Source organism: Pseudomonas sp. BP11-1-1, assembly GCF_052112105.1.
GTDB classification, from domain to species: Bacteria; Pseudomonadota; Gammaproteobacteria; order Pseudomonadales; family Pseudomonadaceae; genus Aquipseudomonas; species Aquipseudomonas alvandae.
The window spans coordinates 204,914-225,973 of the sequence record NZ_JAUTYU010000005.1 but is presented as its reverse complement, the minus strand read 5'-3'; the positions used below and the strand labels follow the sequence as shown (position 1 = coordinate 225,973).

General features: G+C 63.4%; 19 protein-coding genes. 11 read left to right on the top strand and 8 right to left on the bottom strand.

Features of this window, described 5'->3' with window-relative positions; all coding sequences use genetic code 11:
• The first annotated feature begins 48 nt into the window (after nt 1-48).
• The 11 genes from Q7C33_RS13405 (at nt 49) to Q7C33_RS13355 (ending at nt 15,243) form a co-directional block, all read left to right on the top strand.
• Complete coding sequence (locus Q7C33_RS13405) at nt 49-1,347, top strand: MFS transporter (protein ID WP_407683529.1); 1,299 nt, start codon at nt 49-51, stop codon at nt 1,345-1,347.
• 13 nt (nt 1,348-1,360) lie between these two features.
• Nucleotides 1,361-2,338 (top strand): 2-hydroxyacid dehydrogenase, encoded by a 978-nt coding sequence (locus Q7C33_RS13400; protein WP_407683528.1) that lies wholly within the window; start codon nt 1,361-1,363, stop codon nt 2,336-2,338.
• A 317-nt stretch (nt 2,339-2,655) separates the two neighbouring features.
• On the top strand, nt 2,656-3,615 hold the full coding sequence (locus tag Q7C33_RS13395; protein ID WP_030142594.1) for an AAA family ATPase: 960 nt from the start codon (nt 2,656-2,658) through the stop codon (nt 3,613-3,615).
• Nucleotides 3,616-3,624: 9 nt separating this feature from the next.
• Nucleotides 3,625-4,569 (top strand): DUF58 domain-containing protein, encoded by a 945-nt coding sequence (locus Q7C33_RS13390; RefSeq protein WP_030142595.1) that lies wholly within the window; start codon nt 3,625-3,627, stop codon nt 4,567-4,569.
• On the top strand, nt 4,566-5,060 hold the full coding sequence (locus tag Q7C33_RS13385; RefSeq protein WP_030142596.1) for a DUF4381 domain-containing protein: 495 nt from the start codon (nt 4,566-4,568) through the stop codon (nt 5,058-5,060). Before Q7C33_RS13390 ends, Q7C33_RS13385 begins: the two co-directional genes overlap by 4 nt.
• Nucleotides 5,053-6,132 carry a vWA domain-containing protein gene (locus tag Q7C33_RS13380; protein WP_334597454.1) on the top strand — a complete coding sequence of 360 codons (1,080 nt, stop codon included), beginning with the start codon at nt 5,053-5,055 and terminating at the stop codon, nt 6,130-6,132. The genes Q7C33_RS13385 and Q7C33_RS13380 overlap by 8 nt, the downstream gene beginning before the upstream one ends.
• The gene (locus Q7C33_RS13375; RefSeq protein ID WP_407683527.1) at nt 6,129-7,862 is read left to right on the top strand and encodes a vWA domain-containing protein; all 1,734 of its coding nucleotides are present in this window, start codon (nt 6,129-6,131) and stop codon (nt 7,860-7,862) included. Before Q7C33_RS13380 ends, Q7C33_RS13375 begins: the two co-directional genes overlap by 4 nt.
• Nucleotides 7,859-9,496, top strand: coding sequence for a BatD family protein (locus Q7C33_RS13370; RefSeq protein ID WP_217861770.1), 1,638 nt, complete (start codon nt 7,859-7,861; stop codon nt 9,494-9,496). Before Q7C33_RS13375 ends, Q7C33_RS13370 begins: the two co-directional genes overlap by 4 nt.
• Before the next feature lie 265 nt (nt 9,497-9,761).
• Nucleotides 9,762-11,006, top strand: a complete 1,245-nt coding sequence (locus Q7C33_RS13365; protein ID WP_407683526.1) for an exonuclease SbcCD subunit D C-terminal domain-containing protein — start codon at nt 9,762-9,764, stop codon at nt 11,004-11,006.
• Nucleotides 11,003-14,644, top strand: a complete 3,642-nt coding sequence (locus Q7C33_RS13360; protein WP_407683525.1) for an AAA family ATPase — start codon at nt 11,003-11,005, stop codon at nt 14,642-14,644. The genes Q7C33_RS13365 and Q7C33_RS13360 overlap by 4 nt, the downstream gene beginning before the upstream one ends.
• Entirely contained in the window at nt 14,641-15,243 is a 603-nt protein-coding gene (locus Q7C33_RS13355) for a glutathione S-transferase (protein WP_030142602.1), read from the top strand. Before Q7C33_RS13360 ends, Q7C33_RS13355 begins: the two co-directional genes overlap by 4 nt.
• Before the next feature lie 144 nt (nt 15,244-15,387).
• Here the strand turns inward: Q7C33_RS13355 and Q7C33_RS13350 are convergent, their stop codons facing one another.
• From Q7C33_RS13350 to araD1, 8 genes are all read right to left on the bottom strand, one after another.
• A complete protein-coding gene (locus Q7C33_RS13350; RefSeq protein WP_181290498.1) occupies nt 15,388-15,645 on the bottom strand; it encodes a hypothetical protein in 258 nt (85 codons plus the stop codon).
• The gene (locus Q7C33_RS13345; RefSeq protein WP_030142604.1) at nt 15,642-15,845 is read right to left on the bottom strand and encodes a hypothetical protein; all 204 of its coding nucleotides are present in this window, start codon (nt 15,843-15,845) and stop codon (nt 15,642-15,644) included. The genes Q7C33_RS13350 and Q7C33_RS13345 overlap by 4 nt, the downstream gene beginning before the upstream one ends.
• A gap of 114 nt (nt 15,846-15,959) precedes the next feature.
• Nucleotides 15,960-16,085, bottom strand: coding sequence for a hypothetical protein (locus Q7C33_RS13340; RefSeq protein WP_261978327.1), 126 nt, complete (start codon nt 16,083-16,085; stop codon nt 15,960-15,962).
• Between the two features lie 172 nt (nt 16,086-16,257).
• Nucleotides 16,258-16,437 carry a hypothetical protein gene (locus tag Q7C33_RS13335; protein ID WP_030142605.1) on the bottom strand — a complete coding sequence of 60 codons (180 nt, stop codon included), beginning with the start codon at nt 16,435-16,437 and terminating at the stop codon, nt 16,258-16,260.
• 156 nt (nt 16,438-16,593) lie between these two features.
• Nucleotides 16,594-17,769 (bottom strand): lactonase family protein, encoded by a 1,176-nt coding sequence (locus tag Q7C33_RS13330; protein WP_407683524.1) that lies wholly within the window; start codon nt 17,767-17,769, stop codon nt 16,594-16,596.
• A complete protein-coding gene (locus Q7C33_RS13325; protein ID WP_258650662.1) occupies nt 17,756-18,052 on the bottom strand; it encodes a DUF5629 family protein in 297 nt (98 codons plus the stop codon). Before Q7C33_RS13325 ends, Q7C33_RS13330 begins: the two co-directional genes overlap by 14 nt.
• A gap of 231 nt (nt 18,053-18,283) precedes the next feature.
• Nucleotides 18,284-19,864 (bottom strand): aldehyde dehydrogenase (NADP(+)), encoded by a 1,581-nt coding sequence (locus Q7C33_RS13320; protein ID WP_407683523.1) that lies wholly within the window; start codon nt 19,862-19,864, stop codon nt 18,284-18,286.
• A gap of 13 nt (nt 19,865-19,877) precedes the next feature.
• Nucleotides 19,878-20,870 (bottom strand): AraD1 family protein, encoded by a 993-nt coding sequence (gene araD1 / locus Q7C33_RS13315; protein WP_258650660.1) that lies wholly within the window; start codon nt 20,868-20,870, stop codon nt 19,878-19,880.
• Nucleotides 20,871-21,060: the final 190 nt, after the last annotated feature.

The window sequence follows — 21,060 nt, the reverse complement described above, 5'->3', positions numbered from 1 at the left end:
GCAAAACGCACCTGCTGAACAAAAACAACAAGCTCAGGAGTCAACGACATGCAAACGCTCAACCTCGCCACCCGCCGCTGGTGGTACATCATGCCCATCGTGTTCATCACCTACAGCCTGGCCTACCTCGACCGGGCCAACTATGGCTTTGCCGCCGCGTCGGGCATGGCCGAGGACCTGATGATTACCCCAGGGCTGTCATCGCTGCTCGGCGCGCTGTTTTTCCTCGGCTACTTTTTCTTCCAGGTACCCGGGGCGATCTACGCGCAGAAGCACAGCGTGAAGAAGCTGATCTTCGTCAGCCTGATCCTCTGGGGCTCGCTGGCGACCCTCACCGGCGTGGTCTCCAACGCGTATTGGCTGATCGTGATCCGCTTCATGCTCGGCGTGGTGGAAGCCGCCGTCATGCCGGCGATGCTGGTCTATTTGTGCCATTGGTTCACCCGGGCCGAACGCTCGCGCGCCAACACCTTCCTGATCCTCGGCAACCCGGTGACCATGCTGTGGATGTCGGTGGTCTCGGGCTATCTGGTGCAGCAATTCGACTGGCGTTGGATGTTCATCATCGAAGGCCTGCCGGCGGTGCTCTGGGCCTTCGTCTGGTGGCGCCTGGCCGATGATTGCCCGGCCCAGGCCAAGTGGCTCAGCGAACAGGAAAAACAAGACTTGGAAAGCGCCCTGGCCGCCGAGCAGGTGGGCATCAAGGCGGTGAAGAACTACGCCGAGGCCTTTCGCTCACCCAAAGTGATCATCCTTGCCCTGCAATTCTTCTGCTGGAGCATCGGCGTCTATGGGTTTGTGCTCTGGTTGCCGTCGATCCTCAAGGCCGGCTTGAAGATGAGCATGGTCGAAGCCGGGTGGCTGTCATCGCTGCCTTATCTGGCGGCGGTGGTGGCCATGCTGATCGTGTCCTGGGCGTCGGACAAGGTGCAGAAACGCAAGCGCTTTGTCTGGCCACCGCTGCTGGTCGCATCCATCGCGTTCTACGCCTCCTACCTGCTCGGGGCTGAGCATTTCTGGTGGTCCTATGCCTTGCTAGTGATCGCCGGAGCCTGCATGTATGCACCCTACGGTCCGTTTTTCGCCATCGTTCCGGAGATCCTCCCGGCCAACGTCGCCGGTGGCGCCATGGCCCTGATCAACAGCATGGGCGCACTGGGTTCGTTCGGCGGCTCGTACCTGGTGGGCTACCTCAACGGCTCCACTGGCTCCACCGGCATGTCCTTCTTGTTGATGAGCGGCGCCTTGCTGCTGTCGGTGGTACTGACCCTCGCCCTCAAGCCCGGCGCCAGCGACCGGGTCGTGTCCAAAACCGTGACGCCGCACCCGGCGCCTGCCCGTTCCTGAATCGAGAAATCCCATGAAAAAGCACGTGGTGTTGTACAAGAAACTCTCAGCGCAACTGATGGATCGCCTGCAGGCCCAGGCCCAAGTCACCCTCATCGAACGCCTCGACGCCCCGGGCCTGGCGCAACTGCGCGACGCCCTGCCCAGCGCCCACGCCTTATTGGGCGCAAGCCTGAAGCTGGATGCGTCGTTGCTTGATCTGGCGCCGAATCTCGAGGCCATCGCCAGCGTTTCGGTCGGCGTCGACAATTACGATATCGATTACCTGACCGAACGCCGGATCCTGCTCACCAATACGCCGGATGTGCTGACCGAAACCACCGCCGACACCGGGTTCGCCTTGATCCTGGCAACGGCGCGACGCGTGGTGGAACTGGCCAACCTGGTTCGTGCAGGCGGGTGGCAACAAAGCATCGGCCCGCGACATTTCGGTAGCGACGTCCATGGCAAGACCCTGGGCATCGTCGGCATGGGCCGCATCGGCGAAGCCTTGGCCCAACGCGGACACTTCGGCTTCGGCATGCCGGTGCTCTATCACAGTCATTCGCCCAAGCCTCCAGTGGAGCAGCGTTTCGGGGCGCGCTATTGCGACCTCGACACGCTGTTGCAACAAGCGGATTTCATATGTCTGACCTTGCCCTTGACCGCCGAGACCGAAGGCCTGATCGATGCACGCGCGTTCGCCCAGATGCGCCCTGAAAGCATCTTCATCAATATCTCCCGAGGCAAAGTCGTCGACGAAACAGCAATGATCGACGCCCTGCGCAACGAGCAGATCCGTGGCGCCGGGCTGGACGTTTTCGAGCACGAGCCTCTGGACCCGGATTCGCCACTGTTGCAGATGGATAACGTAGTGGCGACGCCGCACATGGGCTCGGCTACCCACGAGACCCGGGAGGCAATGGCGCGTTGTGCGGTGGAGAACCTGCTGGCGGCGTTGGCGGGTGAAAGGCCAGCGAACCTGGTCAATCCGGGGGTTTGGAAAGGCTGAGTCACTCGGCCCCGCCCGATTGCCATCGCGAGCAGGCTCGCTCCCACAGTGGGACTGCGGCGTGCCTGGATCCTGGTTCCGCCACTCATCTCCTGTGGGAACGGGCTTGCTCGCGAAGGCGTAGTGTCAGGCAACATTTTCGTCGATGGACACACCGCCTTCGCGAGCAAGCCCGCTTCCACAGATCCAAGCCGATCACAAATCCGCACCCCCATCAAAATCCCGTTAGTCGCCACCCCCTGCCATGCATTAAAGTAACGCCCCCAGCCCCGGCGTTATCCGAACGCCGGGGCCACCCTTTCCAGGAACAGTCATCGATGGAACATCGTGAAGCGCTGCTGGCGCTGCGAACCTTTCTTTCTACGCAGATTCTCGGCCAGGAAAAACTCATCGAGCGCCTGCTCATCGCCCTGCTCGCCGACGGGCATATGTTGGTGGAAGGTGCGCCGGGCCTGGCCAAGACCAAGGCGATCAAGGAGCTGGCCGAAGGGATCGAAGCGCAGTTCCATCGCATTCAGTTCACACCCGACCTATTGCCTGCCGACATCACCGGCACCGAGATCTATCGTCCGGAAACCGGCAGTTTCGTGTTCCAGCAGGGGCCGATTTTCCACAACCTGGTGCTGGCGGACGAAATCAACCGGGCACCGGCCAAGGTCCAGTCGGCCTTGCTCGAAGCCATGGCCGAGCGGCAGGTCAGCGTCGGGCGCAGCACTTATGAACTGTCGCCGCTGTTCCTGGTGATGGCCACGCAGAACCCGATCGAGCAGGAAGGCACGTATCCATTGCCCGAAGCCCAACTCGACCGGTTCCTGATGCACGTGAAGATTGGCTTCCCGGACGCCGCGGTGGAGCGCCGTATCCTGCAGCAGGCCCGGGGTGAAGCGCTGAATGGTGAAACCAAGCCCGAGCGTCGTGTCAGCCAGCAGGCGATTTTTGCCGCGCGCAAGGAAATCCTCGGGTTGTACATGGCCGACGCCGTGGAGGAATACCTGGTGCAACTGATCATGGCCACTCGCAACCCGGCCAAGTTCGATCCGGAGATGGCCGAGTGGATTGCCTATGGCGCCAGCCCGCGGGGCTCGATTGCCCTGGATCGCTGCGCCCGCGCCCACGCCTGGCTGGCCGGGCGCGACTTCGTCAGCCCGGAAGACATCCAGGCCGTGCTGTTCGACGTACTGCGCCATCGCATCATCCTGTCGTTCGAAGCCGAAGCCGCCGGCATTGACCAGGACCGGGTCGTGCAGCGGATTCTCGACGTCGTCGCCGTCGCTTGAGTATCCATCATGAATAACCCACTCGCGCCCGTCCCGGGCATCCGCGTCAGCCTTTCGGAGCTGATCGAGATGCGCCATCGCGTGCGCGAAGTGCAGTTGTTTTCCACGCCCGGCCAGCGCAGCCCGCTGATCGGCCTGCACCATTCCAAGCTGCGCGGGCGCGGGGTGGATTTCGACCAGGTGCGGATCTACCAGGCCGGCGACGATGTGCGCACCATCGACTGGCGCGTCACCGCACGGACCCAGGAACCTCACACGAAACTGTTCCACGAAGAGCGCGAGCGGCCGATCTTCATCATGATCGAGCAGAGCCATCGCCTGTTCTTCGGTTCCGGGCTGATCTTCAAGTCGGTGCTCGCCGCCCAGGCCGCGAGCCTTATCGGCTGGGCCGCGCTGGGGCACAACGACCGGGTTGGCGGTTTGGTGTTCGGCAATAACACCCACTACGAAGTCAAGCCACGGCGCAGCAAACAAAGCCTGCTGCAGTTGCTCAACCGCCTGGTGCGCGTCAATCAATCGCTGCACACCGACGGCGAGTCGGACCGCGACTCGTTTGGCGTGGCCTTGCGCCGCGCCCGGGAGGTGCTGCGCCCTGGCAGCCTGGCGATCGTGATTTGCGACGAGCGCGCCTTGTCCGACAGCGCGGAACAACAACTGAGTTTGCTGTCGCGCCATTGCGACCTGTTGCTGTTGCCATTGTCCGACCCATTGGACCACGCCCTGCCCGCCGCCGGATTGCTGCGTTTTGCCCAGCGCGGCGAACAGCTGGAGCTCGACACCTTGAACGTCGAGTTGCGCCAGACCTACCGCGCCCAGGCCGAGGCACGGCTGGAGCGCTGGGAGATGCTGGCCCAGAAGCTGCGGATCCTGATGCTGCCCTTGAGCACCCAGGGCGACATGGTCGAACAGCTGCGCGAATACCTGAACCCCAAGCGGCCGGGGAAAACCCGATGAGCAGCCTCGACCAGTTGCAACCGCTCATGGCCCCGCCGCCCATCGGATTCTGGCCGCCCGCGCCGGGCTGGTGGCTATTGCTGGTATTGCTGCCTCTGCTGGGCGTGGGTGCCTGGCAGTTGCGCCGGTTCATTCCGGTCAAGCGCAACACCGCCCGCGCCGAACAGCCGCTGGACCCGGTCCGCCTGGCGGCGTTGGCCGAGCTCGCCCTGCTGCCCAAGCCCTACGACGGCGCGCCGGCCGGCGCCTGGCTGCAGCAACTCAACGGGCTGCTCAAGCGTTTGTGCCGTAACCATTATCCTTACAGCCAGAGCCACACCCTCAACGGGCGCAAGTGGCTGGCGTTCCTGGACAACCGCTGCCCGGCCGCCGGCCTGACTCGCTGGATGATCCTGGTTGAAGGCGCCTACAAGCCCGAATGCAAGCTCGATGACAAAGCCATCGCCGGCCTGACCCAAGCCGTCGAGATATGGATTCGCAAACATGTTTGAATTCGCCTGGCCGTGGATCTTTGTCCTGTTGCCGTTGCCCTGGCTGATGCGCCTGGTATTGCCGGCGGCGGACAGCGGCGAGCCGGCACTCAAGGTCAGTTTCCTGGAAGACCTCGAAGGACTCGTGGGGCGTCGCGCCCGGGCCAACCTGCCCACCTGGCGCCAACAGGCACCCTTCATCCTGCTCTGGCTGCTGCTGTTGATCGCTGCCGCCCGTCCGCAGTGGCTGGGCGAGCCGTTGCCGATTGCCGCAAGCGGTCGCGACTTGCTGGTCGCCGTGGACGTTTCCGGGTCCATGGATTTTCCTGACATGCAGTGGCAGGAAGAAGACATCAGCCGCCTGGGGCTGGTCCAGCGCATGCTCGGGGACTTTCTGGAAAGCCGCGAAGGCGACCGGGTCGGCCTGATCCTGTTTGGCAGCCAGGCGTATCTGCAGGCACCGTTGACCTTCGACCGTCATACCGTGCGGCGCTGGCTCGACGAGGCGCGCGTCGGCATCGCCGGCAAGAACACCGCCATCGGCGATGCCATCGGCCTGGCGCTCAAACGCCTGCGCCAGCGTCCGGCCCAGAGCCGCGTACTGATCCTGGTCACGGATGGCGCCAACAACGGCGGTGAAATCGATCCCCTGACTGCCGCCCGGCTGGCCGCCGATGAAAGCGTGAAAATCTATACGATCGGCGTAGGCGCCGATCCGGAGCAAAGCGGCACGGCGGGCTTTTTGGGTGTCAACCCGAGCCTGGATCTCGACGAAGCGACCCTCAGGGAAATTGCCCAGGTCACCGGCGGCCAGTATTTCCGCGCCCAGGACGGTGAGCAGTTGCTGACGATCAAGACCACCCTCGACCGACTGGAGCCGGTGACCCAACAGCCGACCCAGGCCCGTCCAGCCCAGGCGCTCTATCATTGGCCGCTGGCGGTCGCGCTGCTGCTGAGCCTGTTGCTGGTGGCCCGGGAACGCTGGCCGGATAACCCGTTGCAGCGCCTGTTCACCCAGCCCTTGTTCCAGCCGTCACAACCGTCCGAATGGCGGCAGCGGCTCAAGCGTCTGCGACTGCGGAGGCGCCGATGATCGCGCTCTGGCCACATTGGCTGCGCCCCGGTTTCATCCTGCTGCTGCCCTTGCTGGGCTGGCTGCTTTGGCAATTGTGGCACCGTCAGAAACGCGTGGGCCGCTGGCAGATGATCCTGCCTCCGGCGTTTCACGCAGTGCTGCTCAGCGGCGGCAGCGGCCGTGAAAGCAAGCTGCCCTGGATTGCCCTCGGGCTGGGCTGGCTGCTGATGGTGCTGGCGTTGCTGGGCCCCAGTTGGACGCGCGTCGAACAGACCAGCCAGAAACCTGCCGATCCGCTGGTGGTCATCCTCGAGCTGACCCCGGAGATGCTCGCCACCGACGTCCCGCCCACGCGCCTGGAACAGGCGCGGCGCAAACTGCTGGACGTGCTGCATAGCCGCAGCGACGCGCAGACCGCGATCGTCGTCTACTCAGGCAGTGCGCACACCCTGGTCCCGCTGTCGGACGACCTCGCCACCAGCGCCAACCTGCTCGAAGCCCTGAAACCGTCGATCATGCCCCAAGCCGGCCACCGCGCCGACCTGGCCGTCAACAAGGCCATGACGCTGCTGGACCAGGCCGGGCTTGGCCACGGACGAATCCTGCTGATCGGTTCCTCCCTGAACGAGGAGGAACGGCAAGGCATTCGCCAGGTTCTGGACGGCTCCGCCACACGCCTGCTGATGCTCGGCATCGGTACCCGGGAAGGCGCACCAGTGGCCCAGGATGACGGCAGTTACCTGAAGGATGAAAAGGGCGCGATCCTGGTTCCGCGCCTGGACAGCCCGGGCCTCAAGTCCTTCGTCAGTGAGCTGGACGGCCGCTACCGTCCGGCACGCCTGGACGACCGGGACCTGCGCGGCCTGGGCCTGCTGGAGGGACCGCGACACCTGCGCAGCGATGGCCAGAAACTGCGCCTGGACACCTGGGCCGACCAGGGCTATTGGCTGCTGTTACCGCTGTTGTTGTTGGCAGCGTGCGCCGGGCGGCGCGGTTGGCTTTTCTGCCTGCCATTGCTGTTGGCATTGCCGCAGACCGGCCATGCCTTCGAGTTCGAGGATTTATGGTTGCGCCCGGACCAACAGGGCCAACACCTGCTCAAGCAAAAGCGCCCGGCCGAGGCCGCCGCGCATTTCGAGGACAGCCAATGGCAGGGGGTCGCCCTGTACGAAGCCGGCCGGTACAGCGAAGCCGCCCAGCGCTTTGCCGAAGGCAATGACGCCCGCGCCCATTACAATCGCGGTAACGCCCTGGCCCGCAGCGGCGAGCTGGACGCCGCGGTCGACGCCTATGAGCAGGCCCTGGAACTGCAACCGGACCTGCGTCCGGCGCAGACCAACAAGGCCCTGGTGGAAAGCTTGCTGCAAGAACAAGCTCCGCCAGCGGCCCCACCCAAACCTGCCGAAACCCCGGAACCTCCCCCCAGCGAGGAACCACAGGAGACCGACAGGCCGAGCCAATCGTCCGAGCAGGGCCATCCCTCCTCCGAAGCGACCGCCACCCCGAACGACGCCCAGCCGACCGAGGATCCTCCGCCCGGTGCCCAGGATGTGCCGGGCAGCGAATTGCCCGACGAGCAGACCACCACCCCGCCGCTTCGCCCGGCCGCAGGTCAACGCAACGAAGAAGAACAACGCCAGGCGCTGGAACAGTGGCTGCGCCAGATCCCGGACAACCCGGGCGAACTGCTTCGACGAAAATTCTGGTATGAACAGCAAAGCCATCAGGCCCAGGGAAAACACCCATGACCCGCTTTACCGCCTACCTCCTCGCCTTGCTGCTCTGGACCGCCGGGGCCCAGGCCGCGCAGTTGACTGCCAGCGTGGATCGCAGCCGGTTGAACTCCGGGGAGACCGTCGAGCTGACGCTGGAATCCAACGATGCCACGCTGTTCGGCAAACCCGACCTGAGCCCGCTGCAGGCGCTGTTCGATGTCCGGGGCACCCGCCAGGTCAACCAATTGACCACCCTCGACGGCGAGAACCGCGCCACCACGCGCTGGATCGTGACGCTGCTGCCGCGCCAGAGCGGCACCGTGGTCATTCCCGCCCTGCAATTGGGCGAAGTGACCAGCCAGCCGATCACATTGCAGGTGATCGAGAGCGAAACCCGCAACGCCTCCGGCACCCTCGAACCGGTGTTCATCGAGGCCAGCCTCGACCAGGCCGAAGTGTACGTACAGGCCCAGGCGATCCTGACCTTGCGCATCTACCATTCGGTGTCGCTGTACGACGACAGCAGCCTGACACCGCTCCATATCCCGGATGCTCGCACCGAGCAACTGGGCGAATCCCGCACCTATGAAAAAGTCATCAACGACGTGCGCCACGGCGTGATCGAACTGCGTTATGGCATCTACCCGCAACGCAGCGGCGAACTGGCGATCCCGGCCCAGACCTTCAGCGCCACCCTGGTCGAGCCGGTGGCCCAGGGCACCGCATCGCAGGGGGCCAAGCCCGGCCAGCTGATGCGTGTGAGTTCCACGCAACTGATGCTGACCGTCAAGCCAAAGCCCGCCAGCTACCCGGCCGACCTCCCCTGGCTTCCGGCCCGCAGCCTTTCCTTGAGCGAAAGCTGGAGCCCGGAACCGACCCATAGCCAGGTCGGCGACTCGTTGACCCGCAGCCTGACCCTGGAAGCCGAAGGCTTGACCAGCGCCCAGTTGCCGCCGCTGCCAGCGACTGAAATCAACGGCCTGCGGCGTTACCCCGACCAACCGGTGCTCAGCAGCCGCAGCAGCGAACGTGGCCTGGTGGGCAGCCGTGAAGACCGCGAAGCCCTGGTGCCCAACCGCAGCGGCACCATCGAGCTGCCGCCGGTGGAAGTGGTCTGGTGGAACACCCTGGAAGATCACCTGGACCGCACCAGCCTGCCCGCGCGGACCCTGCAAGTGGCGAACAACCCGAGCCTGATGGTCGACACCCCGGCGGGCACGACCCAGATCGTCACGACCGTTGACAGCGAGGCGCTGTGGTACTGGCAATTGAGCACGCTCATCCTCGCCTGTACCACACTGCTCGGTTTCGGCCTGTGGTGGCGGGCCCGCTGGCAACCGGCGGTGCTGCGCTCGACCCAGGCCGGGCCTAGCCCGCGCACGTTGCTGGACGACCTCAAGCGGGCCTGCCTGGCCAACGACCCGCACGCCACTCGCCAGGCACTGGACGCCTGGGCCCGGCAGCAGCCGGAGACCCTCGCGGACATGGCCGCGCGTTTCGTGCCGTTGTCCGACGCCCTCGACGGCTTGAACGGCGCCCTCTACAGCGAAACCGGCCAGCACTGGCAAGGCGAGGATTTGTGGCGGGCCATCCGCACCATTCCGCCGCTTGAAGGAACGCTGGACGGCGCCAGTGATTCGAGCTTGCCGCCGCTTTATCCCAAGTAACCTGGATGTTGGAGGCTGTTGTGGCGAGGGAGCTTGCTCCCGCTGGGGCGCGAAGCGGCCCTGAATCATCAATGCAACCCTTCTGACACACCTGGGTGCCTGGTTTTGGGGCTGCTGCGCAGCCCAGCGGGAGCAAGCTCCCTCGCCACAGGTGCTGTGCAGGTCCCGACAAAGTTGAGCAGCCCCTCCCCTGCGTTTCCCAGTAAACTCTGCATTTTTGCGCCGCCTCTCTTCCCGCGGCCACCGTCTGTTTCTGGAGTCTGCCTTGCGTCTGTTTCACACCTCCGACTGGCATCTGGGGCAAAACCTCCACGGCCAGGATCGCGACTTCGAGCACGCCTGTTTCCTTGACTGGCTGCTGCGTCAGCTGGCCAGCGAAAAACCCGACGTGCTGCTGATTGCCGGCGATATCTTCGACACGGTCAACCCGCCCGTCAAAGCCCAGGAGCGACTGTACGACTTCATCGTCAGTGCCCACGAACAAAACGCCAACCTGACCATCGTCATGATCGCCGGCAATCATGATTCCGGCTCTCGGATCGAACTGCCCGCGCCATTGATGCGCCGCTTGCGCACCCATGCCCTGGGCCGCGTCCTGTGGCTGGACGATGGACAACTGGACGTCGAGCGCCTGTTGCTGCCGTTGCCCGACGCCAAGGGCAAGGTCCGGGCCTGGTGCCTGGCCCTGCCGTTCCTGCGACCGGCCGAGGTCACGGGCGCACAACTGGGGGACGATTACTTGCGGGGCATCGGCCAGGTCCATGAATGGCTGATTGCCGCCGCCAATGCCAAGCGCAAGAAAGGCCAGGCACTGATCGCCATCAGCCATGCGCACATGGCGGGTGGCTCGGTGTCGGAGGACTCCGAGCGCAGCCTGATCATCGGCAATGCCGAAGCCCTGCCCGCCAGCCTGTTCGGCCCGAGCATCACGTATGTCGCCCTCGGTCACTTGCACAAGCCACAGAAGGTCAATAGGGAAACGCGCATTCGCTACAGCGGCTCGCCCATCCCGCTGTCGTTCTCGGAAATCGGCTATCAGCACCAGATCCTCGACATCACCCTGGACGGCGAGAAACTGCTGAACGTCGAGCCACGGCTGATCCCCCGCGCCGTCAACCTGCAACGCCTGGGCCCGGCGCCCCTGGCCGATGTCCTGGTGCAACTCAAGGACCTGCCCGATATTGACCTGCTGGCCGATGTCCAGCGCCAACCCTGGCTGGAGGTGCGGGTGCGCCTCGACGAGCCGCAACCCGACCTGCGTCAGCAAGTGGAAACGGCCCTGCAAGGCAAAGCCGTGCGGCTGGTGCGAATCGCCGCCGAGTACGCCGGCAGCGGCGCCACCGCAGGCGCCGAGGAAGGCGCCGCATTGATCGAACTGGATCAGCTCAGCCCGCAGGATTTGTTCAGCCGCGCCTGGCAGGACACCTACGGCAGTGAAGTGGACGAACAGACGCTGAAGGATTTCGCCGTGCTCTTGCAGGATGTGCAGATGGAGAGCGAACAGCCATGAAGATCCTCGCCATCCGCCTCAAGAACCTTGCGTCCCTGGCCGGGCCATTTGAAATCGATTTCACCGCCGAGCCGCTGGCCAGCGCCGGCCTGTTCGCTATCACCGGTCCCACGGGCGCGGGCAAGAGCACGCTGCTGGATGCCTTGTGCCTGGCGTTGTTCGGCGCGGTGCCGCGCCTGAACAACACCGGGCGGGACGCCAAGGTGCCGGACGCCGACGGTGAAATCGCCACGGGCGATCCGCGCACGCTGTTACGCCGTGGCACCGGCGACGGTTATGCCGAAGTGGATTTTCGCGGCATCGACGGTCGCCGCTACCGGGCCCGCTGGGAGGCCAATCGCGCCCGGGAAAAAGCCGCCGGCAAGCTGCAGGCCAGCCGCCAGAGCCTGCGGGATCTGGACAACGACCAGCTATTGGCCAGCCAGAAAGGCGAATACAAGGCTCAACTTGAAGCCGCCCTCGGCCTGAATTTCGAACAGTTCACCCGCGCCGTGCTGCTGGCACAGAGCGAGTTCAGTGCGTTTCTCAAGGCCGATGACAACGACCGCAGCGAACTGCTGGAAAAACTCACCGACACCGCCCTGTATACCCGCCTCGGCCGCCGCGCCTTCGACAAGGCCAAGCAGGCCAAGGAAACCCACAAGCAGCTGCAGGACCAGGCCAGCGGCGTCACGCCCCTGGCGCCTGAGGCCCGCGCCGACCTGGATGAGCGCGTGAACCAGGCCCAGCAAGCACTCAAGACCCAACAGGCGCAGCTCAAGCAACTGGAGCAGCAACAAACCTGGTTGAAGGACCTGCGCCAGTTACAGGACGAACAGGCCAGCGCCGCCGAGCAACTGCAACAAGCCCAGGCTGATTGGGACGCGCAGGCCGATGAACGCCTGAAGCTGGTCCGCCTGGAACAACTGGCGCCGCAGCGGCATCAGTTCATCCGGCAGGCGGAACTGGCCCGGCAGTTCGAGCCACTGGCGATCAAGATCCAGCAGCTGACCCAGCAGCAAGTCGAGTTGCATGAACAACAGGGCGAATTGGAAAAAGGCCTGGGCGTGGCGCAACTGGCACTGGTCGCGGCCCGCCAGCAGAGCACCGACAACGCGCCCCTGCTGCGCCAGGCGTTCGATGAACAAAGCAGCCTCGCTCGCCTGAACCAGGAAGCCGGCCAGCGCGCCGAGCAGCTGCAACAGGCCCAACTGGCTTGCACCGACGGCCAGCGTACCCTCGACTCCCTACTGGAACAGCAGCGACAGGTGGGCGAACGCCTGCAACGGATCGCCGCAGAACTGGAACAAAGCACCGGGCTCGCACCACTGAGCGATGCCTGGGGTGCCTATCGCGATCGCCTTCAACAATTGATGCTGATCGGCAATCGGCTGAACAAGGGCCAGGACGAACTGGCGCTGCTGGAGCAAAACGCGGCGCGTGCCGCCGAGGACCTTGCAACCCGTCGCCAAGACCTTGAAGTGCTCTACAAGGAGGCCGACGCCGAACCGCAGGCGGTGGCCGAACAGATCCAGTTGCTCGGCAACCTCTTGCAGGACAACCGCAAGCAACTGCGCGCTGTCGAGGAACTGGCTCGGTTGTGGGCCAGCCAACAGGAACTGGACAAACGCCGCGCGGAACTTGAGCAACGCCAGCAGCGGGCCTTGCAGGAACGCGACCGACTGGTGCGCGAAGGCGGCGAAGCCAAGGCCGAGCTGACGATCGCCGAGCAGACCCTGACCGTGACCCGCGAACTGCTGGAGCGCCAGCGCCTGGCTCGCAGCGAAAGCGTCGAGCAACTGCGCGAACAACTGCAAGACAACCAGCCCTGCCCGGTGTGCGGCAGCGTCGAACATCCTTACCATCAACCCGAAGCACTGCTGCAGAGCCTCGGTCGCTTCGATGAAAGCGAACAGGCCAACGCCCGCAAAGCGGTGGACCTGCTCAACGAAAAAGTCATCGATCTCAGGGCGCAGTACAGCGGCGTCATCGCCCAGCTCAAGGAATTCAAGCAACAGCAGGAACAACTCGCCACCCAGCATCAGGGCCTGGCGCCAAGCCTTGAAGCCCACCCGTTGTCGGCGCAGATGTTCGCCCAGGATTCGCCCAAGCGCGACGCCTGGCTGGCCCAGCAAACCAGCCAACTGCAGCTGCGCATCAGCCAGGACGAACAACGCCAGGCTGCCCTGCTCACCCTGCAACAGGACGCCGCGCGGCTGACCCAGCAACTGCGCGATGCAGAGACAGCCAACCAACAAGCGTCGCAGCACCTGAGCAACCAGCAACAGGAATTGGCCCGGGATCGCCAGCGCCTGGACGAGGAGCTCGAGCACTTCAGCGCGCTGTTGCCGGCCGACACCTTGCAGGCCCTGCGCAGCGAACCGGCCGCCACGTTCATGGCACTTGACCAACGGATCAGCCAGCGCCTCGCGCAATCGGAACAGCAACGCGAAGAACTCGCCGAGCAACTTCAGCGCCAGCAAGCCTTGGAGAAAGAGCAGGATCGCCAGCAGCTCCGCGTGCAGCAATTGGAATCGGCACAGCAGCAGTTCAATGCCCTGGCCGAACAGCAACAGGCCTGCCAGGAAAAACTCACACAACTGCTGGGCGAATACTCCAGCGCCGAACAATGGCAGCAGCAGCTCGACGTGGCGCTGGAACAGGCTCGTCAGGCCGAGGCCAGCGCCAATCAACAGTTGCAGGACCTGCGTAACAACCTCGTGCAACTGGCGGCCGAACTCAAGGCCCGGCAGGAACAGGCCCAGGCGCTGGAGGCCGAACAGCAAACGTTGGCCGCGGGCATCGCCCAATGGCGCGCCTCTCACTCGGAACTGGACGACGCGGCGCTCGACGCCCTGCTCAGCCTTGACGAGCAACAAGTGGCGCAGTTGCGACAACGCCTGCTCAACAGCGAAAAAGCCATCGAGCAGGCCCGCGTACTGCTCACCGAACGGGAGCTGCGCCTGCACAACCACCAGGCGCAAGACAACGGCAACCTGCCGGCCGAACAGTTGGCTGATGCCCTCGCCACGCTGCATGAGCAATTTACCGCCAGTGAACAACAGTGTGCGGACTTGCGCGCCGAGCAAGCCGAGGACCAGCGTCGACAGAACGCCAACCAGGCCCTCGCCCAGCAGATCGAGCAGGCCTACACCGAGTACCAGCGCTGGGCACGCCTGGATGCGCTGATCGGCTCAGCCACCGGCGACCGCTTCCGCAAACTGGCCCAGGCGTACAACCTCGATTTGCTGGTGCACCACGCCAACGCCCAGTTGCGGCAATTGGTTCGCCGCTACCGCCTCAAGCGCGGCGGTAGCATGCTCGGGCTGCTGGTGATGGACACCGAAATGGGTGACGAACTGCGCTCGGTGCATTCGTTGTCCGGCGGCGAAACCTTCCTCGTCTCCCTCGCCCTGGCGCTGGGCCTGGCGTCGATGGCGTCCAGCACGCTGAGAATCGAGTCGCTGTTCATTGACGAAGGTTTCGGCAGCCTCGACCCCGAGTCGCTGCAACTGGCGATGGACGCCCTCGATGGCTTGCAGGCCCAGGGCCGCAAGGTCGCGGTTATCTCCCACGTGCAGGAAATGCACGAGCGGATCCCGGTGCAGATTCAGGTGCGCCGCCAGGGCAACGGGTTGAGCACGGTGGAGGTGAAATGAGCCAAGCCACGCTGTATTCCTTCCGCCGCTGCCCCTACGCCATGCGCGCTCGGATGGCGTTGCGCTACAGCGCTATCGCGCTGGACATCGTCGAAGTCAGCCTCAAGGCCAAGCCAGCCGAAATGCTAGCGCTGTCGAGCAAGGGTACGGTGCCGGTGTTGCACGTCGACGGGCGAGTCATCGATGAAAGTCTTGAGATCATGCGCTGGGCACTCGACCAGCGTGATCCGCAGGATTGGAGGCTGGCGGACGACCCCGAGGGCCAGCGGCTTACGGCGGAGCTGATCGAGGAAAACGACCAGGTATTCAAGCCTCACCTTAACCGCTACAAATACCCGGAACGTCATCCCGAACAGCCGATGGAACACTATCGAAGTGAAGGCGAAGCGTTTCTGCGCAAGCTGGAAGAACGGCTGCAAGCGCGACCGTTCCTGGTGGCGGCGCACCTGAGCCTGGCGGACGTCGCAGTACTGCCGTTCGTGCGCCAGTTTGCCCATGTCGATCGCCAGTGGTTTGCCCAGGCGCCCTACCCTCGGCTACAGGACTGGCTGGAGGGTTTGCTCGATTCCGAGCTGTTCGTGGCGATCATGGCCAAATAGATATTGATCCAGCGCGCGTGCTTTTGTGGCGAGGGAGCTTGCTCCCGCTCGGCTGCGCAGCAGACGCTTTGGATATAGCCCGAATGGGCCTGCTGCGCAGGCCAGCGGGAGCAAGGTCCCTCGCCACACAGCTCGACAACCTGTTCAAGCCTCGGCGCTGCACATGCGCACTCTGGCGCAATCAATTTGAAACGGCCCAAACACCGCCACCCTTGGCTTGACCGGCGGATTCCCCACCAACACGCCCAATGCCCGGGCGGTGAGGATGTTATGGGCGATGTTGTGGTTGCACTCGATCGTCCGCGCCAACGACCCCGCCGACGCCTGCCCCATTCCGAGTAAGGAAAAACCATTGGTGATGAATGCCAGGAAGGCGATCACCCAGAATTTGCACCTGCTCATGCCCCAGCGGCTCCTTTCACTGCGCCCTGTTCAACAGCGACAGCGGAGACTGGATGATGACCAAGGGTGGAAGCCTGCAGGGAGGTCTCAACGATACCCTCATACTGGGCTCCAACACTGACCAGCAGCACCAACGCCACATAGAAACCAATGGCTATATAGGCGCCGTGTTTGGCAGAAGACAGGATTGCGCTGGCCATGGGGTTCTCCGTGGGCATGTTTGAATGCCCACAGGATCAATCAAATAAACCGTTATGAGTAGCGACTAGTATGCATAGTCACCATCAGTTTTATTGATTGATAGAAAGTCCCCTTCAGTCGCTCAGCAAGCTCAACAACCGCTCCCGAGCCACTTCCAGTTCGCCGGGAACGGGCTGGGCGGCCGAGACAATCGGGGTGGAATAAAGGAACAGCAACATCACTGCCAGACGCATCACCATGGTGTCGATCCTTAGCGCAAAGGAGTCAATTAACTAGCGTCAAATTTAAACACATGGCCATGTGATATCACAACGGGATTTTCCTCCCAAACGCACGAAGCCTGCGATCTTGTCTCTCCCTGGAACTGCATGGGGAGATGAAAAGATCGCAGGCTTCAGTGGTCAGCGTGATTCAGTGTTGAGTCTTGTGGTCCAGCGCCGCGTAGAAGTTAGCGCTCTGTTGCAGGTATTTCTCGGTGTAGCTCTGGGTGCGGTTTTGCTTGTTGCTGATTTCGACGCTGGCACTGGCCGGCAATGCCACGGTGGCGGAGATGGCGGAAGCAGCGATAACGGAGAAGAGATTCAGGTTCATGGCGGTAGTCCTCGGATTCAGTTGGCTGATTTGCCCGGTGGGGCCGTGAAGCAAACTTACGCGTCGAGGCGTCTCGCCTTGAAATGCTTTGTAATACTAGCGACTATCAGCCGCGTTGATACAACGGCGAAGGCCCCGAGAATCGGGGCCTTGGCGTTATTGACGAACGAGGAATTTCAAATCGCTCGGCGCATCCATCGGCAACTTCTGGACGGTCTTGCCCAGCAGGCCGGTCTTTGAATCGCGCTCGATGACCACGATCTGGTTGCTCTTCTGATTGGCGACCAGGATGAATTTTTCGCTCGGATCGAGGCTGAACTCCCGGGGGTGATCACCCTCGACGGAGCGCCGTTGCAGCTCCTTCAGCGTGCCAGCAGTCGGGTCGATGGCGAACACCAGGAGCTCATTGGTGGTGCCACGATTGCTGACATAGAGAAACTTGCCATCCCTGGAGGCATGCAACGCTGCTGCCGCTTTACCCGGCTGGGGTTTTCCGTCGGCAAGATTGACCAACTGGCGCTGGGTCAGGCGACCGTCCTGGTAATCGAATACGGCGACCTGGGCGGTCATTTCCATCGTCAGCCAGGCGTGCTTGCCGTCGCCACTGAACAACAGGTGACGCGGCCCGCTACCCGGCGGCAACTGCACGAACGGCGGTTCGGCTGGCGTCAGCGGCATTTCGGGGTTGGCCTTGGGGTCGTAGCGGTAGACAAACACCTTGTCCGCCCCCAAGTCATTGGCGAACACATACTTGCCATCGGGCGAAGGCACCGCCGAATGCACATGGCCGGACTTCTGCCGCTCGGAATTGACCCGACTCGGCTGATGGCCGCCCGCTTGCACCACCGGCGCCAGCTTGCCGTCCACGCCCACCGGCAGCACCACTAAAGTGCCGCCCGGGTTCTCCAGGACGGAATAATTACTCACCAGCAAATGCTGGCCGTCCAGGCTCAAGCTGGAATGGGTCGGCTCGTTGCCCAGGGACTGCACCTGGTTGATCAGGCTCAGCTCATGGGTCTTCGGATCGATGGCATAGCTGCTGACCTTGCCCACCGGGTCCTTCTGGCCCGGCCCGTTTTCGTTGACGACGAACAGCCGCGTCAGGTCCTTGGATAGGGTCAGCCAGGAGGGGTTGTCGGTCTTGATCACCTGCAACGGATTGGCATCGAGCTGGCCGGTGCGGCTGTCGAATTGCAATCGGTAGATGCCCTGGCTCTGCCCGGCGGTGTAGGAACCCACCAGCAATTGATGACGATCGCTGGTGTCGGCCTGGACGCCCATGGCGCCCAAACTGCCGGCCATCAACAAGGGCCAGAAACTACGCATCTTCATGATCGGAGTCCTCATCGTCGTGGCCGCTGGTCGCTTCCACGCATTCCAGGTGGTGGTCGCCCGAATCGCTGGTGATGATCCAATGCTTCAGGGCTTTGTCGAAGGTCGCGGCCTGCATCTGCGTCGGCGTGAAACGCCAGTGTTCGAGGGTGCGACCGTTCATGCACTCGACGTGCAATTGGTCCTGCTCGTCGAGGGAGAAATCGAATGCGTGCAGCCCATCGATGATCAGCATGTCGCAGTGTTCGAGGGCTTGCAGCAGGGTGTCGGTCAGGGCAGTCATGGCGATCAGTCGGTCATTGGGAAAGCCAGCATGATAACCCAATGTCAGAGTGGGGCTTGGGCCATAAGGTTCGAAGGCACTTTCGATTGGAAGATCGCCATCGCGAGCAAGCTCGCTCCCACAATTGGATCTTCCGCGAACACAACTTTTGCATTCACAAAAAATCCCCTGTGGGAGCGAGCTTGCTCGCGATGACGGCAGTCCATCAACCTCAATGGAACTGCCTGACTCTCAAAGCGCCTCGCGCCCCGGCACCCCATCCACCAACCGCAGGATCCCCAGCGGGTTGGCGTTCTTCAGCGGTTCCGGCAACAGATTGTCCGGGTAGTTCTGGAAGCACACCGGACGCAGGAAGCGATCGATCGCCAGCGTGCCCACCGAGGTACCACGGGCATCGGACGTCGCTGGATAAGGGCCGCCATGGACCATCGAATCACACACCTCGACGCCGGTTGGGTAACCGTTGAGCAAGATACGACCGACTTTCTGTTCCAACAACGGTGTCAATTCGCCGAACTGTTCGAAGTCCGCCGGATCGCCAATCATCGTCGCGGTGAGTTGGCCGTGCAGGCCGTTCAGGGCAGCAGTCAGTTGCGCCTGGTCCGCCACTTCGACGAACACCGTGGTCGGGCCGAAGACTTCTTCCTGCAAGGCCTCGTCGCCGTTGATCAGCAGGCTGGCATCAGCCTTGAACAATTGCGGCTGGGCCTGATTGCCCTGCTGGTCGCGACCGGCCAGACGCTCGATGCCTGGGTGAGCCAGGAGTTTCTGCAAACCCTTGCCGTAGCTTTGCAGCGTACCGGCGTTGAGCATCGTCTGCGGTGCCTGGTCGCCGATCAGCGAAGCCACCTGCTGGGTGAAAGCGGTGAATTCCGGCGAGCAAATGCCAATCACCAGGCCGGGGTTGGTGCAGAACTGGCCGCAACCCTGCACCACCGAAGCGGTCAGGTCGCGGGCAACGCTCTCGGCACGGTTCTTCAAGGCCTGTGGCAAAACGATCACCGGGTTGATGCTCGACATTTCGGCAAACACTGGGATCGGCTGGGGCCGCGCGGCGGCCATATCGCACAGGGCGCGCCCGCCCTTGAGGGAGCCGGTAAAACCGACGGCCTGGATCGCCGGATGCTTGACCAGCCATTCGCCGACGCCACCGCCGTAGATCATGTTGAACACACCCGCAGGCATCGAAGTTTTCTCTGCCGCGCGGATGATCGCATCGGCCACGTGCTCGGCGGTTGCCATGTGGCCGCTGTGGGCCTTGAAGACTACCGGGCAACCGGCGGCCAACGCAGCCGCTGTATCACCACCGGCCGTGGAAAATGCCAACGGGAAGTTGCTGGCACCGAACACCGCCACCGGGCCGAGACCGATGCGGTATTGACGCAGGTCCGGACGCGGCAGTGGCGTGCGCTCCGGCAAGGCGCGGTCGATGCGGGCGCCGTAGAAGTCGCCACGACGCAGGACCTTGGCAAACAGGCGCATCTGCCCGCTGGTGCGACCGCGCTCGCCCTGGATCCGGGCGGCTGGCAAGGCGGTTTCGCGGCAGACCACGGCGACGAACTCATCGCCCAGGGCGTCCAGTTCATCGGCGATGGCGTCGAGGAACTCGGCCCGACGCGCCGCACTCAGGCTGCGATACGTCGGATAAGCCGCCGCAGCGGCCTTGGCGGCGGCGTCGACTTCTTGTGCCGTGGCCTGGACGAAATCATGGGGCAATGCCTCGCCGGTGCTGGCGTCGACGCTCTGCAGGCGAGTCTGGCCGGCCGCGCTGCGCGCCCCGCCGATGTAGTTGTGGCCAAGGATCTGGTTCATCGCAAGTCTCCTCTCAAAGTGTGCCGATAGTACCCGGATTGAATACCGCGTCCACCGGGGCAATGCCATTGACCAGCGGCGCGCCGAACTCGGCCTGGCTGATCTCGAATACATCCCCCGGCTGGGTGCGGATGCCGTCGGCGAACGACAGCGTCGCGGTGCCGAAGAAGTGAACGTGTACGTCCCCCGGACGCAGGAACTGACTGTACTTGAAGTGGTGGAATTCCAGGTTTTCGAGGCTGTGGCACATGTTCGCCTCGCCGCTGAGGAATTCGTTCTGCCACAGCACTTCGCCGTTGCGCAGGATACGACTGGTCCCGGACAGATGTTGAGGCAGTTCACCCACGCGAAGTTCCGGACCAAAACTGCAACTGCGCAGTTTCGAATGGGCCAGGTACAGGTAATTCTTGCGTTCCATGACGTGGTCGGAGAATTCGTTGCCTACCGCAAAGCCCAGCCGATACGGCTTGCCGTCGTGGCCGATGACGTACAGGCCGCTGATCTCCGGCTCTTCGCCAGCGTCTTCGGCAAACGGTGGCAGCGGGAACGGATGGCCCGGGCGGACCACGATGCTGCCGTCACCCTTGTAGAACCATTCCGGTTGCACGCCGGCCTGCCCGGCCTGTGGCTTGCCACCCTCGACGCCCCACTTGAAGATGCGCATGGTGTCGGTCATCGTCGCTTCGTCGCCGGCCTGCTGGTGCATCTTGTCCCGGGCCGAGGCGCTGCCGAGGTGAGTCAGGCCGGTGCCGCTGACCAACAGGTGCGCCGGGTCCGGGTGGTCCAACGGCGGCAGGATGCGCAGCTCGCCGAGCAACTGAGCGTAGTCATGGCTCGCTCCAAGGCCCAAACCGTTCACCTGCTGCTCAAGCTTCACGCCCGCTTCGATAGCGGCCAGCGCCAGCTCACGCACCGTGTTGGGGCCCTGTACTTCGCGCACTTGATCGCCATCAACGACACCGACGCGGCGCTCGCCGTGACTCAATTCGAACTGAACTAAACGCATGGGTTTTCTCCCTGTAAACAAAAACATGAATAGGCGTAGCAGGCTTTTGTGGCGAGGGAGCTTGCTCCAGCTGGGGGGCGAAGCCCCCCCCCCAACTCCAGGCACCGCATTTATTCAGGCAAAACACAGCGCGTGTTTTGCGACTGCTGCGCAGTCGAGCGGGAGCAAGCTCCCTCGCCACAAAAGCTCT

Excerpts from the sequence above, each read along its gene's own strand:
- Q7C33_RS13405 (WP_407683529.1), top strand. The coding sequence starts at position 49 with ATGCAAACGCTCAACCTCGCCACCCGCCGCTGGTGGTACATCATGCCC.
- Q7C33_RS13400 (WP_407683528.1), top strand. The coding sequence starts at position 1,361 with ATGAAAAAGCACGTGGTGTTGTACAAGAAACTCTCAGCGCAACTGATG.
- Q7C33_RS13395 (WP_030142594.1), top strand. The coding sequence starts at position 2,656 with ATGGAACATCGTGAAGCGCTGCTGGCGCTGCGAACCTTTCTTTCTACG.
- Q7C33_RS13390 (WP_030142595.1), top strand. The coding sequence starts at position 3,625 with ATGAATAACCCACTCGCGCCCGTCCCGGGCATCCGCGTCAGCCTTTCG.
- Q7C33_RS13385 (WP_030142596.1), top strand. The coding sequence starts at position 4,566 with ATGAGCAGCCTCGACCAGTTGCAACCGCTCATGGCCCCGCCGCCCATC.
- Q7C33_RS13380 (WP_334597454.1), top strand. The coding sequence starts at position 5,053 with ATGTTTGAATTCGCCTGGCCGTGGATCTTTGTCCTGTTGCCGTTGCCC.
- Q7C33_RS13375 (WP_407683527.1), top strand. The coding sequence starts at position 6,129 with ATGATCGCGCTCTGGCCACATTGGCTGCGCCCCGGTTTCATCCTGCTG.
- Q7C33_RS13370 (WP_217861770.1), top strand. The coding sequence starts at position 7,859 with ATGACCCGCTTTACCGCCTACCTCCTCGCCTTGCTGCTCTGGACCGCC.
- Q7C33_RS13360 (WP_407683525.1), top strand. The coding sequence starts at position 11,003 with ATGAAGATCCTCGCCATCCGCCTCAAGAACCTTGCGTCCCTGGCCGGG.
- Q7C33_RS13355 (WP_030142602.1), top strand. The coding sequence starts at position 14,641 with ATGAGCCAAGCCACGCTGTATTCCTTCCGCCGCTGCCCCTACGCCATG.
- Q7C33_RS13350 (WP_181290498.1), bottom strand. The coding sequence starts at position 15,645 with ATGAGCAGGTGCAAATTCTGGGTGATCGCCTTCCTGGCATTCATCACC.
- Q7C33_RS13345 (WP_030142604.1), bottom strand. The coding sequence starts at position 15,845 with ATGGCCAGCGCAATCCTGTCTTCTGCCAAACACGGCGCCTATATAGCC.
- Q7C33_RS13340 (WP_261978327.1), bottom strand. The coding sequence starts at position 16,085 with ATGGTGATGCGTCTGGCAGTGATGTTGCTGTTCCTTTATTCCACCCCG.
- Q7C33_RS13335 (WP_030142605.1), bottom strand. The coding sequence starts at position 16,437 with ATGAACCTGAATCTCTTCTCCGTTATCGCTGCTTCCGCCATCTCCGCC.
- Q7C33_RS13330 (WP_407683524.1), bottom strand. The coding sequence starts at position 17,769 with ATGAAGATGCGTAGTTTCTGGCCCTTGTTGATGGCCGGCAGTTTGGGC.
- Q7C33_RS13325 (WP_258650662.1), bottom strand. The coding sequence starts at position 18,052 with ATGACTGCCCTGACCGACACCCTGCTGCAAGCCCTCGAACACTGCGAC.
- Q7C33_RS13320 (WP_407683523.1), bottom strand. The coding sequence starts at position 19,864 with ATGAACCAGATCCTTGGCCACAACTACATCGGCGGGGCGCGCAGCGCG.
- araD1 (WP_258650660.1), bottom strand. The coding sequence starts at position 20,870 with ATGCGTTTAGTTCAGTTCGAATTGAGTCACGGCGAGCGCCGCGTCGGT.